19 protein-coding genes are annotated in these 19,020 nt (G+C 34.2%); 14 read left to right on the top strand and 5 right to left on the bottom strand.

Going from position 1 to position 19,020, the window contains the following annotated elements; genetic code table 11:
* Positions 1-9: 9 nt before the first annotated feature.
* From ACZ1JT_RS02120 to ftsY, 6 genes are all read left to right on the top strand, one after another.
* Positions 10-351 carry a hypothetical protein gene (locus ACZ1JT_RS02120; protein WP_465094522.1) on the top strand — a complete coding sequence of 114 codons (342 nt, stop codon included), beginning with the start codon at positions 10-12 and terminating at the stop codon, positions 349-351.
* An 84-nt stretch (positions 352-435) separates the two neighbouring features.
* On the top strand, positions 436-1,683 hold the full coding sequence (locus ACZ1JT_RS02115; RefSeq protein ID WP_465094521.1) for a competence/damage-inducible protein A: 1,248 nt from the start codon (positions 436-438) through the stop codon (positions 1,681-1,683).
* 79 nt (positions 1,684-1,762) lie between these two features.
* Positions 1,763-1,999, top strand: a complete 237-nt coding sequence (gene rpmB, locus ACZ1JT_RS02110; protein WP_237789827.1) for a 50S ribosomal protein L28 — start codon at positions 1,763-1,765, stop codon at positions 1,997-1,999.
* 26 nt (positions 2,000-2,025) lie between these two features.
* Positions 2,026-2,208 carry a 50S ribosomal protein L33 gene (rpmG, locus tag ACZ1JT_RS02105; RefSeq protein ID WP_026981158.1) on the top strand — a complete coding sequence of 61 codons (183 nt, stop codon included), beginning with the start codon at positions 2,026-2,028 and terminating at the stop codon, positions 2,206-2,208.
* Between the two features lie 72 nt (positions 2,209-2,280).
* Entirely contained in the window at positions 2,281-2,433 is a 153-nt protein-coding gene (locus ACZ1JT_RS02100; RefSeq protein WP_465094520.1) for a DUF4295 domain-containing protein, read from the top strand.
* Between the two features lie 316 nt (positions 2,434-2,749).
* Complete coding sequence (gene ftsY, locus ACZ1JT_RS02095; protein ID WP_465094519.1) at positions 2,750-3,703, top strand: signal recognition particle-docking protein FtsY; 954 nt, start codon at positions 2,750-2,752, stop codon at positions 3,701-3,703.
* A gap of 10 nt (positions 3,704-3,713) precedes the next feature.
* Here ftsY and ACZ1JT_RS02090 read toward each other — a convergent pair whose 3' ends face one another.
* Positions 3,714-4,790: a serine hydrolase domain-containing protein gene (locus ACZ1JT_RS02090; RefSeq protein WP_465094518.1), complete on the bottom strand. Its 1,077-nt coding sequence runs from the start codon at positions 4,788-4,790 to the stop codon at positions 3,714-3,716.
* 106 nt (positions 4,791-4,896) lie between these two features.
* On the opposite strand from ACZ1JT_RS02090, the gene ACZ1JT_RS02085 reads away from it, so the two are divergent.
* From ACZ1JT_RS02085 to ACZ1JT_RS02070, 4 genes are all read left to right on the top strand, one after another.
* Positions 4,897-5,316: a hypothetical protein gene (locus ACZ1JT_RS02085; RefSeq protein ID WP_465094517.1), complete on the top strand. Its 420-nt coding sequence runs from the start codon at positions 4,897-4,899 to the stop codon at positions 5,314-5,316.
* A complete protein-coding gene (locus tag ACZ1JT_RS02080) occupies positions 5,316-5,612 on the top strand; it encodes a DciA family protein (protein WP_465094516.1) in 297 nt (98 codons plus the stop codon). The genes ACZ1JT_RS02085 and ACZ1JT_RS02080 overlap by 1 nt, the downstream gene beginning before the upstream one ends.
* A gap of 103 nt (positions 5,613-5,715) precedes the next feature.
* Complete coding sequence (locus ACZ1JT_RS02075; protein ID WP_465094515.1) at positions 5,716-8,106, top strand: TonB-dependent siderophore receptor; 2,391 nt, start codon at positions 5,716-5,718, stop codon at positions 8,104-8,106.
* Between the two features lie 3 nt (positions 8,107-8,109).
* Complete coding sequence (locus ACZ1JT_RS02070; RefSeq protein ID WP_465094514.1) at positions 8,110-8,664, top strand: PepSY-associated TM helix domain-containing protein; 555 nt, start codon at positions 8,110-8,112, stop codon at positions 8,662-8,664.
* Positions 8,665-8,731: 67 nt separating this feature from the next.
* Here ACZ1JT_RS02070 and ACZ1JT_RS02065 read toward each other — a convergent pair whose 3' ends face one another.
* From ACZ1JT_RS02065 to bshC, 3 genes are all read right to left on the bottom strand, one after another.
* Entirely contained in the window at positions 8,732-9,151 is a 420-nt protein-coding gene (locus ACZ1JT_RS02065) for a nucleoside-diphosphate kinase (protein WP_465094513.1), read from the bottom strand.
* A 68-nt stretch (positions 9,152-9,219) separates the two neighbouring features.
* Complete coding sequence (locus ACZ1JT_RS02060) at positions 9,220-10,053, bottom strand: formylglycine-generating enzyme family protein (RefSeq protein ID WP_465094512.1); 834 nt, start codon at positions 10,051-10,053, stop codon at positions 9,220-9,222.
* 137 nt (positions 10,054-10,190) lie between these two features.
* A complete protein-coding gene (gene bshC, locus ACZ1JT_RS02055) occupies positions 10,191-11,783 on the bottom strand; it encodes a bacillithiol biosynthesis cysteine-adding enzyme BshC (RefSeq protein WP_465094511.1) in 1,593 nt (530 codons plus the stop codon).
* Between the two features lie 109 nt (positions 11,784-11,892).
* On the opposite strand from bshC, the gene ACZ1JT_RS02050 reads away from it, so the two are divergent.
* Both ACZ1JT_RS02050 and ACZ1JT_RS02045 read left to right on the top strand, forming a co-directional pair.
* Complete coding sequence (locus ACZ1JT_RS02050; RefSeq protein WP_465094510.1) at positions 11,893-14,082, top strand: B12-binding domain-containing radical SAM protein; 2,190 nt, start codon at positions 11,893-11,895, stop codon at positions 14,080-14,082.
* Positions 14,083-14,181: 99 nt separating this feature from the next.
* Entirely contained in the window at positions 14,182-16,293 is a 2,112-nt protein-coding gene (locus ACZ1JT_RS02045) for a response regulator (protein ID WP_465094509.1), read from the top strand.
* Between the two features lie 58 nt (positions 16,294-16,351).
* Here the strand turns inward: ACZ1JT_RS02045 and ACZ1JT_RS02040 are convergent, their stop codons facing one another.
* Positions 16,352-16,891 carry a YfbU family protein gene (locus ACZ1JT_RS02040; protein ID WP_465094508.1) on the bottom strand — a complete coding sequence of 180 codons (540 nt, stop codon included), beginning with the start codon at positions 16,889-16,891 and terminating at the stop codon, positions 16,352-16,354.
* Between the two features lie 132 nt (positions 16,892-17,023).
* On the opposite strand from ACZ1JT_RS02040, the gene ACZ1JT_RS02035 reads away from it, so the two are divergent.
* Together ACZ1JT_RS02035 and accC are read left to right on the top strand one after the other, a co-directional pair.
* Positions 17,024-17,509 carry an acyl-CoA carboxylase biotin carboxyl carrier protein subunit gene (locus tag ACZ1JT_RS02035; RefSeq protein ID WP_465094507.1) on the top strand — a complete coding sequence of 162 codons (486 nt, stop codon included), beginning with the start codon at positions 17,024-17,026 and terminating at the stop codon, positions 17,507-17,509.
* Between the two features lie 5 nt (positions 17,510-17,514).
* Entirely contained in the window at positions 17,515-18,960 is a 1,446-nt protein-coding gene (gene accC / locus ACZ1JT_RS02030; protein ID WP_465094506.1) for an acetyl-CoA carboxylase biotin carboxylase subunit, read from the top strand.
* The last annotated feature ends 60 nt before the right edge of the window (positions 18,961-19,020 follow it).

Here is a 19,020-nt window from a genome sequence, read left to right as displayed (position 1 = left end):
TCAGTTACAATGTCAAATACCATTAAATTAAAGAACCACTTTAAAGTGGATGTGCAGTTGTTTGATGCTGCATTTTTTGAAGATGAATTAGTGAAAAAAGGAGTTAGTTACCATGTAGAAACTGGTGCAGATGCTTCGGTAAATCGTGTAACTTATTCTATTTTAGATAAAGACCGAAAAATTGTTGAGGAATCTTTACAGGAAAAAGGAATTCATTATACCTTCGATACATTTCAATTTTTAAATAACTTTGAAGAAAAGAAAATTATTGGGTTATACCTGAAATTTGTTTCAGTTTTCGCTGTTTTAATGGTGGGGCTGAAAGTGATGCAGCTTTTTATTAAGCCATAATCTTCAGTTTTACTTTAAAAAATTTCTATTTATAGGGTTGCTTAGGTGCTACTTTTTTACCTTTGTTTCATATACTAAATTATAATGAAAGCAACCATTGTGACTATTGGTGATGAAATTCTCATCGGACAAATAGTAGATACGAATTCTGCTTACATAGCAAAAGCATTGGATAAAATAGGAGTAGGTGTATATGAAATGTTATCAATAACCGATAGCAAAGAACATATTTTAGAAACACTATCTTTTTTACAAAACGATTCAGATGTTGTGGTGATAACTGGAGGTCTTGGGCCTACTAAAGATGATATTACCAAAAAAACATTGTGCGAATACCTTAATGATGAATTGGTTTACGATGAGACGGTTTTAGCTCATGTAACCCAATTAATCGAAGGTTTTTTTAAACGACCAATTACTCAAATTAATAAAGATCAGGCTCTTGTTCCGTCTAAATCTCAGGTGTTGTTCAATAAAGTTGGTACGGCTCCTGGAATGTGGATGGAAAAAGAAAATACGGTATTTATATCGCTTCCAGGGGTTCCGTTTGAAATGAAATACCTTATGGAAAACGAAGTAATTACTAGATTAGTTGCTAAATACAACAGACCGTATATTATTCATAGGACCATTAGAACTTATGGGATAGGTGAAAGTCTTTTGGCTGAGCAAATCGAAAATTGGGAAAATGCACTTCCAGGATTTATAAAACTAGCCTATTTGCCAAGTCCGGGTCAAGTGCGCTTGCGTTTGTCTGCTCGAGGTGAAGATGAAAACAAGTTGCTTGTCGAGTTGGATAATCAAGTTGAAAAATTACATCAAATTATTGGAGATGCCATTGTTGGATTCGACGATGGAGAAGCTATAGAGGTGGTTTTAGGTAAATTACTTGCAGAAAAAAAATTAACCTTGGCAACTGCAGAAAGTTGCACAGGAGGAAAGATTGCTGCTACAGTAACATCAGTATCGGGTTCTTCCAGTTATTTTAAAGGTAGTGTGGTAAGTTATGCTACAGAAACAAAAATAAATGTATTGGGAATTTCGAAGGAATTAATTGAAAAACATACTGTTGTGAGTGTGGAAGTTGCTGAAGCCATGGCTTTAGGAGTACAGCGATTAATGAAAACAGATTATGCGTTGGCGACAACTGGAAATGCAGGGCCAAACAAAGGTGATTCTGATGCGGAAGTTGGAACCGTTGTGGTTGCATTAGCTACTCCAAAAGGAGTTTATGCAGAGGAATTTAACTTCGGACAACCCCGAGAGAAAGTCATTGATAGGGCAGTAACAAAGGCGTTGGAGAAAATTTATAAAGAAATTTTAAAAAACTAATCAGAATAGTTTGTGTATTAGGTTTCTTTTTTGTTACTTTGCACCCTGATTTTGAATAACGAATATAAAGATAAGTATAATGTCAAGAGTTTGTGAACTTACAGGTAAGAGAGCAATGGTTGGAAACAATGTTTCTCACGCTATGAACAAAACTAAAAGAAAATTTAGTGTAAACTTAGTTAAGAAACGTTTCTACATTCCTGAAGAAGACAGATGGGTAACCTTAAAAATTTCTACATCTGCATTGAAAACTATTAATAAAAACGGTATTGCTGCAGTTTTAAAACAAGCTAAAGCTAACGGATTAGTAAAATAATTCGAACCTAATAATATATATCAAAGATGGCAAAGAAAGGTAATAGAATCCAGGTTATTTTAGAGTGTACTGAGCACAAAGCTTCTGGTGTTCCAGGAACGTCTCGTTACATCACTACAAAAAATAAAAAAAATACTCCAGACAGATTAGAGATTAAAAAATTCAATCCAATTTTGAAGAGAGTAACTGTTCATAAAGAAATTAAATAATTAGAGATTTGAAACAAATCTCAAATGATTTCATTGGAGATTTTTTTAAGTTCAAATAAAACATAAAGAGTCATGGCAAAGAAAACCGTAGCAACTTTACAGACAGCTTCAAAAAGATTGACTAAAGCAATCAAAATGGTAAAATCACCTAAAAGCGGTGCTTACACATTCGTTGAAGCAGTAATGTCTCCTGAAGAAGTGGATGAATTCTTGAAAAAGAAATAATTCCGTTATACAATATATAGAAAAGCTACTTTCATTAGAAAGTGGCTTTTTTGTTTTTATGTTTTCTTGTTTAATATTTGGTTAAACAAGAAAAGAGCTCGTAAAAAATTTATATTTTTGATGGAAATTAAAATCGTTTGATTTAGAATGTTCATTTGAAGTCAAACGCTAGGATGTTTTTAAATGTATTTCCTGCTGTTCGCTATATCTTTTTAATGGTTTAGACCATTAAAAAGGATGCCGCTTCCATCAGGACTAGAGAATAACTAGAGGGATTTAAAAACATAATTTATAACGCTAATTCATAATTAAAAAAATGAATTTTTTTAAAAAAATATTTTCTTCCGAAAAGAAAGAGACCTTAGATAAAGGTCTTGAAAAATCAAGCTCCTCCTTTTTATCCAAACTTACTAAAGCAGTTGCCGGTAAATCGAAAGTTGACGATGATGTTTTAGATAATTTAGAAGAAGTTTTAGTGTCTTCCGATGTTGGAGTAAATACTACTTTAAAAATCATTGAGCGTATTGAAGAACGTGTTTCTAAAGACAAGTATCTTGGTACCGATGAATTGAATGGTATTTTGCGGGAAGAAATAGCGGGACTTCTTTCTGAAACCAATTCGGGAGAAGCAACTGAATTTGAAATACCAGCCAACAAAAAACCATATGTTATCATGGTGGTTGGTGTTAATGGTGTGGGTAAAACCACGACAATTGGTAAATTAGCCTATCAGTTTAAAAAAGCAGGTCATAGTGTTGTTTTAGGCGCTGCAGATACTTTCCGTGCAGCCGCGATAGATCAGTTGAAAATTTGGGCGGATAGAGTAGGTGTGCCTATCGTTCGTCAGCAAATGGGAAGTGATCCTGCTTCTGTCGCTTTCGATACCTTACAATCAGCCGTAGCACAAAATGCCGATATTGTTATTATTGATACTGCAGGACGTTTGCACAATAAAGTTGGTTTAATGAACGAGCTTACGAAAGTGAAACGTGTAATGCAAAAAGTTGTTGAAGATGCGCCACACGATGTTTTGTTGGTGTTGGATGGTTCAACGGGTCAAAATGCATTTGAACAAGCAAAACAATTTACTGCCGCAACAGAGGTTTCTTGTCTAGCGGTTACAAAACTAGACGGAACAGCTAAAGGCGGGGTTGTAATCGGTATTTCAGACCAATTCCAAATTCCGGTGAAGTATATAGGAGTAGGCGAAGGAATTGAAGATTTACAAGTCTTTAATAAATATGAATTTGTAGATTCATTTTTTAAATAATAAAAAAGCGCTATTCGTATAGCGCTTTTATTTTTTGCCAAAGGACTTCATCAAAATCGGAAAGTGCAAAATTACTTCCGTCAGCCATATCTCCCATGCGGATTACCACCATTTTTTTACTCGGAATAACATAAATCTTTTGATCGTTTTTCCCTAAAGCACAATACATATCATTAGGAGCCGATGGAATTAAACTTCCTGAAAATTGAAGTTGTGTTTGGGGTAAATGATAACTCGTTTTACCATTGAGCCACCATAGATACCCATAAGCTAAATTTATATTTTGCGAAGTGGTTGTGGCTTCGTTGTGATAATTGGAATTGATGATTTGTGTGCCATTCCAATTACCATTGTTCAGTGCCATTAAGCCAAATCGCGCCATGCTTCTAGTAGTGCTCCAATACACGCTTAAATCGCCGTTAGCAATCCAAGTACCATTCATGCCAATTTTATCTCTCAATTTTGTATTGAAATAATTGTTCCACGTTTGTCCTGTAGCTTCAGCAACAACATCTTGTAATTTAACATAAACATTGTGATAGGCCCATCGGATTCCAGCATCTGCTATGTATTGTAAATTTGCTGGTGAAACATCATCTCCTAAGCTATCATCCAAACCTGAGGTCATAGTTAAAAGATGCTTACAGGTTATTAAATTTTCTTGGGTTGGTGTGGAGCTGGTCCATCCATCGCCAAGATAATCCGAAACGGGGTTGTTGATGTTTATATAACCTTCCTGTTGTGCTATTCCTGTTACAGTTGCAGTTAATGTTTTTCCAGCGCTTGCCCAATACCAATTTGAGGTAGCTGTATGTCCATTGAAATAATTCTCCAGTACAATACGTCCATTTACCAATACTATAAAACCTTTGGTGTGTTTTTCTTCCAAGTAGCTTAATAAAGGTGCTACAGCATTTGTGTTCCAACCTAATGATGAAACCGATTTTGTTTCCCAAGTTGTTCCTGATATCGGAGGAAAATACATAGCTTCAGGATTTGGCTGCGGATTTTGAACCGCATCTGACTCAGAACTGCATCCAGTGCAAATCGTTGCTAAAAGAAGAATAGAGCGGAATAGCTTTTTCATTGTTTGTTTTATACTTTGACACTAAAAGTACAAAATAGTTTAACGGTATTTATTTTTCCAGATTGGATTTTCAGAGTACATTTGTGAAACCGAAATCCAAATCACGATGAAAAAACTTGTTTTATTTTTGCTTTTAGGGATATTGACTATCGCTTGTAAGAAAGAAATATCTGAAAATGAACTGGTAAATTTAAACGGGTATTGGGAAATTGAAAAAGCTGAAATGCCTGATGGAACCAAGAAAGAATATGGCATTAACACCACTATAGATTTTTTTGAAATTAAAAATAAAGCTGGAATTCGAAAAAAAGTCATGCCTCAAATAGACGGACACTATTTAGTAAACGATTTGGCTGAAAAAATAATGATAATCAAAAAAAACGGCGATTTCGAACTACATTATACAACTCCGTATGCCAAATGGAAGGAAGAGATACTAGAGCTTTCTAACGAACATATGGTACTTAAGAACGAACACGATATCGTCTATTACTACAAACGACCAACTCCTTTTTCTCTAAAATAATGGCAAAACGCTTCAACGAAGAAAGTCCAATAGGCGATGTACTAAAACAATTTATTCAAGATAATAAATTGCAAAGCGGTATGGACCGAATTAATGTTCAAGAAGCGTGGAAGAATTTAATGGGTAGTGGCGTAAATAATTATACTTCTGAAGTTCTTCTTAAAGGTTCTACACTGTATGTAGCTATTTCTTCAGCTGTTTTGCGTGAAGAATTAAGCTACGGAAAAGAAAAAATTATAGCCATGATAAATGAAGAACTAAAAAATGATATTGTAAAAGAATTGGTTCTCAGATAATTACAAATATTATTTTTATTTATTCTAAATAAACTTGTTTTTTTTTATTTGCTTGCATAGTTTTGCACTCAAATTATAATTAATCTAAATAAGTTTAAATAGAATGAAAAGCCCAATCAACTATTTATTAGCAATTTTTTTCTTCGTTTTCCAAATTAATGCACAATCTAATGCTGTAGTAAAAGGTAAAGTAGTCTCAATAACGAATTTACCAATTGAAAAAGTTAGTGTAACTTCTAAAAACGCTTCTTTTCATACAGTTACAAATGCTCAAGGGGAATTTGTGCTAAACCATATAATCCCTGGAAAATATCATTTGATGTTTTCTCATGTTGGTTATACTAGTGTAACTTCACATGTTGTTGTAAAAGACAACAATTCGGTTGTTGAAATCGAAATTGTTATGGACGAAGTTTCGAATGAACTTGCCGAAGTAGTTATCTCAGGGAGTATCATCAAAAAAAGTTTTGTTTCCGGAAAAAGTGGTGTAAAATCATTCGATTTGCCTCAGAGCGTACAAGTTGTTGATCATAAAACATTGGAGCAACAACAAACAATTCGTTTAAGCGATGTGATTAAGAATGTGAATGGAGTTTATGTTGGCTCGGCTCGTGGTGGTTCGCAAGAATCGTTTTGGTCTAGAGGTTACGATATGAGCGCTAATAATATGTTTAAAAACGGATTTAGAATTAGCTCTGGCTCTATGCCTGAAGTTGCATCTTTAGAGCAGGTAGAATCGTTAAAAGGAAGTTCTGCTTTATTGTATGGTAATGTTGCGCCTGGCGGAATTATTAATATGGTGACCAAAACGCCATCGTTTACTAAAGGTGGAAGTATTTCCTTTCAAGCGGGAAGTTATGCGTACTACAAGCCTTCATTTGACTTTTACGGACCATTAAATAAATCAATTGCTTATCGCGTAATTGGATCGTATGAGAACTCGGAGAGTTATAGAGATGTGGTAACTAGAGAGCGCTATTATATTAATCCATCTTTTTTGTTTAAAATAAGCAACAGAACTACTGTTTTATTGCAAGGAGATTATTTACGTGATTACTGGACTCCCGATTTTGGAACGGGTGCAATTGGAAGAGAAATTGCCGATGTGCCTCGTAACGCGTATCTTGGTGCGAAATGGTCCAATGGTTTAACTACACAAACGTCTGTTTCAGGATTAATTACACATAAATTCAATAATAACTGGCGTTTTAGTTCAAATACATCATTACAAGATTACGGAAGAATGTTTGAAGGAACTCAGCGTATTCAACCACAAGCAGATGGAACATGGGATAGACCATTGGGTAAAAATAACAACACCGAGCTTATTTTAGCACAACAATTTAATTTTCAAGGAACATTTAATACAGGAAAAATTAAACATCAATTATCTACGGGTATTGATACTGATTATTCGTTTGCTCAAGCATATACGTACACATATAGTCCAACTACTTACGATCAGATTAATATTTTTGATCCTGCATCCTACGAAAATGAACCTGGATTTAGAGATGGAACAAATTCTAAAATTGTAAAAACTGATACCAATCGATTTGGAATCTATGCGCAAGATATGATTTCATTTACGAATCAAATTAAATTGCTAGCAGGTATTCGTTGGTCTTGGCAAGAATCTTTTGCGACGACCTATCTTGATCAGGGCGATGGTAATCCAAATAATGATGCAAATCCAACGGAAGATCCGAAACGTATTGATAAGGCCTTTTCTCCAAAAGTAGGATTGGTGTATCAACCAGTGAAAACAATTTCATTATTTGCAAGTTATGCTAATTCGTTCGCACCAAATACAGGATTAGATATTAATAACAATACAATTAAACCTTCTATTATTGATCAGTTTGAAGCTGGAATTAAAAATGAATTTTGGAATGGTGTTTTAACAACCAATGTAACCGCTTATCATATTGTTAATAATAATCTGGCTCAAATGGCGCAGTTTTTAGCAGATGGTTCGTTGAATAATAATTCAAATATCAAAACATTATCAGGTCAAACCACAAGTAAAGGTGTCGAGTTTGATGTTAATATAAAGCCTATTGATGGAATGAATATTTTAATGGGGTATAGTTATAATGATATGCGTTATACCAAAACCAGCGGTTTGACAGGTAGCTTTATTGAAGGTGATAGATTGGTTAGAACGCCATCAAATACAGCTAATTTAAGTTTGTTTTACACCGTTCCTTCTGGGGTTTTAAAAGGTTTTTCAGTTGGAAGTATGGCTAGCTACATTGGAAAGCGATTAGGGGGATGGAATAATACTAATGGTCAAACTATTCCTGATAGAACGATTCCTGTGGATGCATATACAACTATTGATGTTTCGGCGGGTTATACTTGGAAACAATTTTCGTTACTTTGCAAACTGTCTAATATTACCAACGAGTTGAATTATACGGTTCATGAAAATTACAGTGTGAATCCAATTGCGCCTCGTCAAGTAATGGCAACATTAAAATATAAATTCTAATTCATGAAAAAAAGAGACAAAAATCTTAGAGTAATTCACCGAGACCTAGGTTATTTCTATATCGGATTGATTATTTCTTTTGCTACTTCTGGTATTCTAATGAATCATAGAGATAGTTGGCATGCTGAGAAATACACAGTTGAAACAAGAAGTGTTGAAGTTAAACTTCCTTCAGAAGATAAAATCGATGAAAAGTTTGCTGAAAATCTTGGGAAAGAAATAGGCGTTGAAGATAAATTCAGAAGACATAATGTCAAGAAAGGGGAATTACGACTTTCTTTTGAAAACACCGATGTGGAAATTGATATGGAAACAGGTAAAGGTGAAGTAACTTCGTTTCGAAAAACACCAATTATCAGTCAGATGATGAAGTTGCATAAAAATACTTCAAATTGGTGGATTTATTATTCGGATATTTTTGGATTATCTTTAATTACTATAGCTGTTACTGGGGCAATGATGATTTCAGTTGGTAAAAATACTTTTAAACGAAGAGGGTGGAAATTGGCTTTGGCCGGAATTTTATTTCCATTGTTGTTCTTGTTTTTACTAGCTTAGTTTAGTTTATATATAAAAAAATCCCGATTCATTGAATCGGGATTTTTTTATATTAAGTTCTGAATTATTAGAACTGCTCTCTTCCAGCAAAATGGAAAGCACCTTCGATAGCTGCATTCTCATCACTGTCTGATCCGTGAACTGCATTTTCTCCAATTGAAGTTGCATATTTTTTACGGATTGTTCCTTCAGCAGCATCAGCAGGGTTTGTAGCACCAATTAATGTTCTGAATGAATCAACAGCATTGTCTTTCTCTAAAATTGCAGCAACAATAGGACCTCTTGTCATGAATTCAACTAACTCACCAAAGAATGGTCTTTCGCTATGAACAGCATAAAATTTCTGAGCATCAGCTACTGTTAATTGTGTCAATTTCATTGAAACGATTCTGAAACCAGCTTCAGTAATCATATTTAAAATTCCTCCGATGTGTCCGTTTTCAACCGCATCAGGTTTAATCATTGTAAATGTTCTGTTCGTTGCCATTTTTTAATTTTTAAATTCGGCGCAAAAGTACTGCTTTCTAATTGAAAAACAATTCAGTTAACGTAAAATTATTTTACAGTACGAACAACTCTAAATCCAAAAAACTCATTAGTTGTACTTGGATTCCAGTTTAATTGGTTAGTAGTAGGATTTAAATAATCCAATTTGCTACTATCCCAAGAACCACCACGAATACATCTTTTATCACCACGGTCTGGTCCAGATGGATTTGTTCTTTTTTCAACTTTATGATAAATAGGACTGTAGTAATCCCAACACCATTCCCAAACATTTCCACTCATATCATAGATACCAAGTTCGTTAGCTAATTTTGTACCAATTTCTTTTGGCGCTTTTTCACTGTTTGAAGCATACCAAGCAATCATATCTAAATCATTTCCACCAGCATAAGTGAAGTTTTTAGATTTATTACCTCCTCTTGCTGCAAATTCCCATTCAGCATCTGTTGGTAAACGATATCCGTCTGCATTTAAATCACAAGTATATTTATCTCCTTTTTTGCTGTAAGCAGGTTTTAAATTGTTTACTTTACTTAACCAGTTACAGTAGTTAATAGCATCTTTCCAAGTGATATTGGTAATTGGAAAATCATCATGCCACCCCCAAGTTGGTCTGTTAGGCATAACAATTTTGCTAGATGTAGTATAAGCTTTCCAATCGGCTACGGTTACTTCGTATTGTGCCATTTCAAAAGAAGAAACTGTTACATCGTAAGCTACTTTCTTCTTAGTTTTAGGATCAATAGAATTATCTCTTGGAGACATTTTAAATGTTCCTCCTTCAACTAAAACCATTTTAGGCTTTGTATTACTTAGCTGATAAAAAGAGCATAAAAAAAGTGCCAAAGCACCCAAACCAATCTTAACGTAATTTTTCATCATATAAAATTTTAACTTTCCATTAATTTAATGTTGCGAAAGTAACATTTTTTGGTTACTAACCTAATTTTTAGTCCAAAATGTTAGACGAAGTGCTTGAAAAAATCGACAAAATGCACTATTTTGAAAAAATAAAGCATTTAAGATGTGATAATAATCGAAAACTTAAAGTCAAGTGGATTAAGGTTTTGGAGTAATTTTATTTGAAAATCGGAACCCATTTCCAAATAAAATTCTGAAAAATTTGCAAAACGTTCCTGCAAACTTTGATGGGGAAATAATTCGTTTTGTAAATGAGTAATACTGGAAATTTGATTTTGATATACTTTTTTCTCAGCTTTTAATAATCTTTTTTCCAAATTATCTAAACCATTTAGCTGCTTTTTTTGTTGTGCATTAACTGCACCTATAAAAGAAGCGTCGGTTTTTTTTGCTATTTCGACAAGTTGGTCAAATTGCTGTTTTAAAAATGCTTTTTGTTCTGAAAAGTCGATTGTGAACTCGGAAAACTCATTGGTTTTTGTATCAATTAATTTTGATTGTTTCTGAAACAAATCATTCCAAGATAAGTTTAGTTTTTCTGCTTTGGCATACTCCTTAGGGTTTACAAGCAAGACCGAATTACGTAATACTACTATTGGAAATGTGATCGATTGGTTTTCAAACATTCTTTTTAACTGAAGCCAATAAGCAATCTCACCGCCACCACCTACATAGCAAAGATTTGGAAGAACAATCTCTTGATACAAAGGTCTTAAAATTACATTCGGACTAAATTTTTCCGGAAAACGATTCACTTCGTCAAGTATCTCCGATTCCGAAAACTGAATATTTGTATTTAAAACGGAGTATATTCCGTTATCGAAAACAATGCGTTCTCTCAAGTGGGTTTCAATATAAAATAAATTAATTTCCCTCGGAGTAACCTGAATAGTGTATTTATCGAGTTTCTTGTTGGTTTCATTTACATCGTTAAAAGATGTTTTCTGAATAATTTCCTTCTGGCAATATGGAGCAAAAAGTGTTTTTAGTTCTTTGTCATCACCATCAAGAATTACAAGTCCTTCATTTTTAAATAATTCGTTAACAAGAAATCGTGTTGCTTGTGCTAAATTAGAATGCTCTAAATATGATTTTTGGAATAACGTTTTAAGCTTTTCGGCATGGTTTCCTAAGCCTAATTCATTTGCAAAAACTTTAAAAATATTCTCCAAACCTTCAGTAGATAGCCTTCCCACTGGACCGGAACTTTTTTTATTCCAGTGAATTTGTTTTCCTTTAAAATTGAAATGATTTATTTCTTCAAAATCATGATCCTCTGTAGCCATCCAATACACTGGCACAAAATTATGGCTGGGATATTTGTTTTTTAATTCTTTGCAAAGATTAATAACAGATGCAATTTTGTAATGAAAGTATAATGGTCCGGTAAATAAATTCAGTTGATGCCCGGTTGTAATAGTAAAAGTCTCGGAATGTTCTAAAAGCGAAATGTTTTTTTGAGTAACCTCCGAAATTTCGAAACCATTATATTGCTCTTTTAAAGCATCAACAAGGATTTTACGATTTTCAAAAGGGTAGTTTTTTCCCTTTTCCTCCATTTGAAGTTTAAAGTTTTCCAGAGTAGGAAACCTATGGTAAAGCGGCTGTACGTTTGAGTCCTGATTCAAATAATCAACAATAAGTTTTGAAAAATATCCTGAATTTTGGTAGCTAATACAGTCGCTTGGCATAATACTTCTTTATTTCTGCTAAATTAACAAAAATAAATGTAGGTAAAATCGGTTTAACACCGACTTATGATTTAAAATATTAAACTTATTTTTGCAAAAACAATTCGCTTTGCAAGACATCCTGCTTATCACACCTCCTTTTACTCAACTGAATACACCGTATCCGGCAACAGCTTATTTGAAAGGGTTTCTGAACACGAAAAACATTACCTCTTTTCAAATGGATTTGGGTATCGAAGTGATTTTAGAATTGTTTTCAAAAGAAGGGTTGATGCAACTTTTTAAGTATTCAGAAGCTAATGCAAGTAGCCTTTCTGATAATGCACAGCGTATTTTTGCACTTCAAAACGACTATATAAAAACCATTGATTCGGTTGTTACTTTTCTGCAAGGGAATAATCTAACCTTGGCGCGACAAATCTGTTTGGATGGTTTTTTACCCGAAGCGTCCCGTTTTTCACAACTGGAAAACATGGATTGGGCGTTCGGTTCCATGGGATTACAGGACAAAGCCAAGCATTTAGCAACTTTGTATTTGGAAGATGTGTCCGATTTTATCGTAGAATGCATCGATGAAAATTTCGGTTTCAGTCGCTATGCCGAACGTTTGGGCAGAAGCGCCAATTCTTTTGATGAATTGTATGAATACCTCCAATCGGAACCTACGTATATTGATAGAATTACGCTGGAAATATTAGCGAAGCGACTAGAAGAAGTTCATCCAAAATTAGTTTGTTTGTCTGTTCCGTTTCCTGGAAATCTGTACAGTGCCTTTCGTTGTGCCCAGTTCATCAAAGCCAATTATCCGACGATAAAAGTGTCGATGGGTGGTGGTTTTCCCAATACAGAATTACGCGAACTAAAAGACCAACGCGTTTTTGAGTTTTTTGATTTCATCACGTTAGACGATGGCGAATTACCGGTAGAGTTGTTGCATACGCATATCAATAATCCGGAACACCACGAGTTCAAAAGAACGTTTCTTGTTGAGAATAGTGAATTAGTATATAAAAACAACACCTTGCGTCACGATTACAAGCAAAGTGAAGTAGGAACACCCGATTATACAGATTTACCTTTAGAAAAGTATATTTCAGTAATCGAAATCGCTAATCCGATGCATAGCCTTTGGAGTGATGGTCGATGGAATAAACTCACCATGGCGCATGGATGTTATTGGGGGAAATGTACTTTCTGTGATATTTCGTTAGATTATATCAAAATTTACGAACCGATTGCAGCCAAAACCTTGGTGGATCGAATGGAGGAACTCATTGCTCAAACTGGTCACAACGGATTTCATTTCGTAGATGAAGCCGCGCCACCTGCTTTAATGCGTGAAGTAGCTTTGGAAATTCTGCGCCGTAATGTAACAGTTACCTGGTGGACAAATATTCGATTTGAGAAAAGTTTTACTTCCGATTTGTGTGTTTTACTGAAAGCATCGGGTTGTATTGCCGTTTCCGGTGGTTTGGAAGTTGCTTCCGACCGATTGTTGGAATTGATTAAGAAAGGCGTTACCGTAGAACAAGTGGCCAAAGTAACCCGAAATTTCACCGAAGCGGGTATCATGGTTCATTCGTATTTAATGTACGGCTATCCAACACAAACAATCCAGGAAACTGTAGATAGTTTGGAAATGGTGCGTCAGATGTTTGAATTAGGAATTTTGCAATCTGGTTTTTGGCACCAATTTGCCATGACAGCACACAGCCCGGTAGGAATGTTTCCTGAAGAGTTTGGGGTGATACCGGAACTTAATGATATTACTTTCGCCAATAACGATATTCAGTTTAAAGATAAAACAGGGATCAATCATGATAAATTCAGTTTCGGACTGAAGAAGTCATTATTCAATTACATGCACGGCATTTGTTTTGATTATCCGTTGCAAGATTGGTTTGATTTCAAAATTCCTAATACCAAAGTCGAATCTGATTTTATATATAATTGCCTTCAAGAAGAAAATGATTTTAAAATAAAACCTAATGCTAAAGTGGTTTGGCTAGGTGGATACCCAATTGTAGATTATTTTACAAAGAGTAAAAAAGGCAATACTTGGCAAATGATGCAACTTATGTTTCATACCAAACAAGATGCATTTGAGATTCAATTGGAAAAAGAAAACGGCGAATGGTTGCTCGAAATACTTTCTAAAATTTCAGTTACAAACGAAACGCTATATACTTTATCGGCTCTAAAAGCTGATTATGAGTCTTTTGGGTTGTTTGATTTTGAATTATTTTGGTTTTCAAAACCAATTATGAAACTTCAAGACATGGGGTTGTTGGTCTTGTAGTTTTATTCTTCTTATTTGTAAAAATTTCACATTTTTTCGTAAAAATGTGTTGGATTTGGATAAAACTTTCTAAATTTAATATATCATCCGAAAACAAAAATGCTGAAATCATTCTTCAAAAAGTATAAATATTCTACCTATTCTAAGGTTATAACGTTGCTTTCAATAGTTACGTTGTGCTTACTTTTACTAGTGCTCTCGCTTTATTTTTACATGAGGGTACAGGAAAAACAAATTTTTAAATCCAGTAACGAATTATATAACAATGAAATTGAATCGTTGTTAAAATTGAATTCAGAATCGTATGTTTCGGTGATTTCAGATGCTACCTATTGGGATGAATTTGTCACTTTTACCAAAACAAAAGATGTAAATTGGTTTAATCAATCGGTTGCTAATATTATTGATACTTATAAAGTAGAATACTTATGTTCCTACGATCTTGAGGGGAATTTTATTACCAAAGTTTCAACACTAAAAATTAAAACCCGAGAATTTATTCCAAAGGAAGCACTACAGAGGGTTTATGATAAGAAAATTGATAAATTTTATTTAAAAATCCCGGAAGGCGTTGTAGAGGTGTATGGTGCGACCATTAATCCTTCGGATGATCCCTATAAAAACAAGCACAAGCCATCCGGATATTTCTTCATGGTTCGATTATTAGACTCGGATTATTTTGCCAATATTGAAGAAATTTGCAGCTCTAAAATTAAGTTTTACACTGGAAAGGAAACTGCGAAAAAAACCGTGTTTCATATTGTTCCTCTTAAAGATTATAAAAATGAGACAGTAGCCAGTTTGTATTTTAAAAGAGCCTACGATATTGATTTTTCGATTACGAAGCGAATCTTATTAATTACGGCTTTAGCGTTAATTTTAACTTGGCTTGTTTATTGTTACTATGCTAATATATGGGCTAAATTGCCTATTAGTTTTATTAAAAAAATATTGGTAAATCAAGATCAAAACGCCATTAATTCCTTGAAAAACATTAAAGGTGAATTTAGATATATTGGAAAACTCTTCGAGGAAAATAAAATAAAAACTCAGCAACTTAATGCAGCGAAACTTAAAGCGGAAGAAAGCGATAAACTCAAATCGTCTTTTTTAATGAACCTTTCGCATGAGATTCGTACCCCAATGAATGCTATTCTTGGCTTTACGGATTTACTTTCTAATCCGGAACTTTCAGATGAAGAGAGAAAGGAGTATATCGACATCATCCAATTGAGCGGTAAAAATTTAATTGAAATAATAGACGATTTGGTAGAAATGTCTAAAATCGATTCGAATATTATAAAACCTAATTTGTACTCGGTTGATTTAGATGAATTGGTTGTAGGGACATTCAATTCTTGTAAAGGACTTTCGCTTCAAAAAAGTATCGATTTTAAGTTGACTGCTCCAAAAAAAGCATTGACTAAAAATATTGTTACTGACGGCACCAAGCTTAAAGAAGTATTGATCAATCTAATAAATAATGCATTTAAATTTACAGAAGAAGGTTTTGTATATGTGGATTATGAAATTGATGAAGAAAACAGCAAGATTCAGTTTAATGTAAAAGATTCAGGTATTGGAATACCGGAAGAATTTCATAAAAATATTTTTAAACGTTTTAGTAAAATTAATGCCAAAGGAATTTCCGCTAATGAAGGGTTAGGGCTTGGTCTGGCAATATCACAAGCTTATGTTTCTATGCTTGGAGGCACTATCGATTTTCAATCGCAATTGGGTGTAGGAACCGTTTTTTCTTTTTCAATAGATTTGGTTTACGATGAAAATCAAACTGCAAACGAGCCCAAAGTAATTCAGTTGGTAACACCTATAGATGTTGGGGAAGAGAAAATAATTCTAGTTGCCGAAGACGATAATATTAATTTTTTACTGATTGAAAAACTTCTTAAGGTTCACAATTTTAAAATACTAAGGGCTAAAGATGGTCTGGAAGCTGTTGAAATTTGTAAATCAAATAATGAAATTGATTTGATATTTATGGATATAAAAATGCCCAATTTAAATGGGTATGAAGCTTACCAAAAGATTAGGGAATTTAATAAGTCTATTCCAATTATTGCACAAACATCATTTTCTTTCTCCGAAGAAATTGATCGTATTAAAGAAATTGGTTTTGATGACTTTGTTTCTAAACCGTTGAAAAAAGAAATAATTAACGAATTGCTAAAAAAGTATTTCGATGAAACTTAAAAAAATCCGGCATAAGCCGGATTTTTTCTAACAAAACAACTAATCTAAATGGCGTGTATCACTTTACCATCTGTAAAGCTTCTTTTTCTATAATAGCAACTAATTTTTTTAAGTCGGTTTTTGTTATTTCATATTGATCATTATCCAATAAGAAATTTTGATAATCTAGCATTTTTCTATATTTATGTAGCGGCATTCTACTATTAGAATCTAAATAATCATTGCGGTATTCTCGCCATAGATTCATTTTTTCAATCATAAAAGTCATATAATGATAATGTAGTTCGCGGCGTGCGTCAAAACCTACAAACGCTATTTTATGTAAAGGAATTTCCGTTTTTTCAACATCAGATAATTGTTTAATACAGTTGTTAATACGTCTGTACATGTTTAAAATCTGACTTGTTTCTTCACAAACTTCTAATGGAATTTCTTCAGTATTTACATCAAAAATTTCATAATACTGTTCTGTAAAACCATTTTCCAAAATTTCTATTTTAGTTGCATAATCGTTAACATCGCTTTCCATTTTTGAAAGGATACGAAACTGGTTCACTAAAATTTGACGTTCTACAATAGATAAGCTTTCCGGTATCATACTGTTAGGTTTTAAATTGATATTGCAATATTAAATAGAGTTTGAAAAATTGAATTGTGGTTTTTCCGCAATAATTGTTAAAATAAAGTTTGAGAATATTTGTCTAAATTTACGACCGATAAATTCTAACCAATGAGTAAAACGTATAAACTTACCGTAAATAAAACGGTTACTGTTGAGTTATCTGAAAACGAATTGGACACTTTTGATGCCATTTCAACAGGGGCTTCAACGTATCATGTTTTAAAGAACAATTCACCGTATACTGCAGAAGTTGTGTCTGCCGATTTTAATGCTAAAAAATACTCCGTTCAAATAAACAACACGGTGTATGATGTGGATATCGCTAATCAGCTTGACCAATTAATAAAAGAAATGGGATTTGCAATCGGAGCGACAAAGCAAGTAAACTCGATTAAAGCACCAATGCCAGGCTTAATTCTTGAAATTAATGTTGAAGTGGGTCAGGAAGTTAAAGAAAACGATCCTATCCTAATTCTTGGAGCAATGAAAATGGAAAATAGTTTCCTTTCGCCAAGAGATGGAGTAATTAAAGCTATTGCTGTTACGAAAGATCAAGCGGTAGATAAAGGTCAATTGTTAATCGAATTCGAATAAGTAGTATGAAGAAGATATTAGTAGCCAATCGTGGGGAAATAGCCCTTCGCGTGATGAAAACGGCTCGTAAAATGGGAATTAAAACAGTAGCGGTGTATTCCGTTGCCGATAGAAATGCGCCTCATGTAAAATTTGCAGATGAAGCCGTTTGTATTGGAGAAGCACCATCAAATCAATCGTATTTGTTAGGGGATAAAATTATTGAAGTTTGTAAAGAGCTTGGAGTAGATGGTATTCACCCAGGATACGGTTTCTTGAGTGAAAATGCCGATTTCGCCGAATTAGCCGAGAAAAACGGAATCACATTTATCGGACCGAAATCCAAAGCGATTCACATCATGGGAAGTAAATTAGCAGCCAAAGATGCTGTAAAAGCCTATGATATTCCAATGGTTCCAGGAGTGGATAAAGCAATTACCGATATCGAAGAAGCGAAACAGGTTGCAAAGCAAATCGGTTTTCCAATCTTGATTAAAGCGTCTGCTGGGGGTGGAGGTAAAGGAATGCGTGTGGTAGAAAACGAAGGAGAATTCGAATCGCAAATGAATCGCGCTATCAGTGAGGCGGTTTCTGCTTTCGGAGACGGTTCGGTTTTCATCGAAAAATATGTTGGATCACCGCGTCACATCGAAATTCAAGTAATGGCAGATAGTCACGGAAATATTCTTTATTTATTTGAAAGAGAATGTTCTATCCAACGTCGCCACCAAAAAGTTGTAGAAGAAGCGCCTTCATCAGTGTTAACACCGGAAATCCGTAAAGCAATGGGAGAAGCAGCTGTGAAAGTTGCTCAATCTTGCGATTATTTAGGAGCGGGAACGGTGGAATTCCTTTTGGATGAAAACAAAAACTTCTACTTCCTAGAAATGAATACGCGTTTGCAAGTAGAACATCCAGTAACCGAAATGATTACCGGCATGGACTTGGTAGAAATGCAAATTCGTGTAGCAAGAGGTGAGGCCTTAAGCATCAAACAGGAAGATTTGAAAATCAACGGGCATGCTATGGAATTGCGCGTTTATTGTGAAGATCCGTTAAACGATTTCCTTCCAAACGTTGGAACATTAGATGTTTATAAAGTGCCACAAGGCGAAGGCATTCGTGTAGACGACGGTTTCGAAGAAGGAATGGAAGTGCCGATTTATTACGATCCGATGCTTTCCAAATTGATTACTTACGGAAAAACGCGTGAAGAATCTATCCAGAAAATGATTGAAGCTATTAAAGCATATAAAATTGAGGGGGTTCACACAACATTACCGTTTGGTACTTTCGTAATGGAACACGAAGCTTTTCGTTCGGGTGATTTCGATACGCATTTTGTTAAGAAATATTACGACAGCGAAGTATTGAAAGTTCAAATGGACAAAGAAGCTGAAATTGCAGCTTATGTAGCCTTGAAACAGTATTTAGCCGATCAGAAAATCTTACGCTTACCAACACAATTGTAGTTTAAAGGGGAAAGTGAAAAGTGAAAAGGGAACTGAACTGAACTGAACACTGAACACTGT

The organism is Flavobacterium sp. IC2-16, from assembly GCF_055521455.1.
This window is presented reverse-complemented; position numbering and strand designations above follow the sequence as displayed.

Bases quoted from the DNA above. Each gene is read 5' to 3' on its own strand.
- ACZ1JT_RS02120 (WP_465094522.1), top strand. From the start codon at position 10: ATGTCAAATACCATTAAATTAAAGAACCACTTTAAAGTGGATGTGCAG.
- ACZ1JT_RS02115 (WP_465094521.1), top strand. From the start codon at position 436: ATGAAAGCAACCATTGTGACTATTGGTGATGAAATTCTCATCGGACAA.
- rpmB (WP_237789827.1), top strand. From the start codon at position 1,763: ATGTCAAGAGTTTGTGAACTTACAGGTAAGAGAGCAATGGTTGGAAAC.
- rpmG (WP_026981158.1), top strand. From the start codon at position 2,026: ATGGCAAAGAAAGGTAATAGAATCCAGGTTATTTTAGAGTGTACTGAG.
- ACZ1JT_RS02100 (WP_465094520.1), top strand. From the start codon at position 2,281: ATGGCAAAGAAAACCGTAGCAACTTTACAGACAGCTTCAAAAAGATTG.
- ftsY (WP_465094519.1), top strand. From the start codon at position 2,750: ATGAATTTTTTTAAAAAAATATTTTCTTCCGAAAAGAAAGAGACCTTA.
- ACZ1JT_RS02090 (WP_465094518.1), bottom strand. From the start codon at position 4,790: ATGAAAAAGCTATTCCGCTCTATTCTTCTTTTAGCAACGATTTGCACT.
- ACZ1JT_RS02085 (WP_465094517.1), top strand. From the start codon at position 4,897: ATGAAAAAACTTGTTTTATTTTTGCTTTTAGGGATATTGACTATCGCT.
- ACZ1JT_RS02080 (WP_465094516.1), top strand. From the start codon at position 5,316: ATGGCAAAACGCTTCAACGAAGAAAGTCCAATAGGCGATGTACTAAAA.
- ACZ1JT_RS02075 (WP_465094515.1), top strand. From the start codon at position 5,716: ATGAAAAGCCCAATCAACTATTTATTAGCAATTTTTTTCTTCGTTTTC.
- ACZ1JT_RS02070 (WP_465094514.1), top strand. From the start codon at position 8,110: ATGAAAAAAAGAGACAAAAATCTTAGAGTAATTCACCGAGACCTAGGT.
- ACZ1JT_RS02065 (WP_465094513.1), bottom strand. From the start codon at position 9,151: ATGGCAACGAACAGAACATTTACAATGATTAAACCTGATGCGGTTGAA.
- ACZ1JT_RS02060 (WP_465094512.1), bottom strand. From the start codon at position 10,053: ATGATGAAAAATTACGTTAAGATTGGTTTGGGTGCTTTGGCACTTTTT.
- bshC (WP_465094511.1), bottom strand. From the start codon at position 11,783: ATGCCAAGCGACTGTATTAGCTACCAAAATTCAGGATATTTTTCAAAA.
- ACZ1JT_RS02045 (WP_465094509.1), top strand. From the start codon at position 14,182: ATGCTGAAATCATTCTTCAAAAAGTATAAATATTCTACCTATTCTAAG.
- ACZ1JT_RS02040 (WP_465094508.1), bottom strand. From the start codon at position 16,891: ATGATACCGGAAAGCTTATCTATTGTAGAACGTCAAATTTTAGTGAAC.
- ACZ1JT_RS02035 (WP_465094507.1), top strand. From the start codon at position 17,024: ATGAGTAAAACGTATAAACTTACCGTAAATAAAACGGTTACTGTTGAG.
- accC (WP_465094506.1), top strand. From the start codon at position 17,515: ATGAAGAAGATATTAGTAGCCAATCGTGGGGAAATAGCCCTTCGCGTG.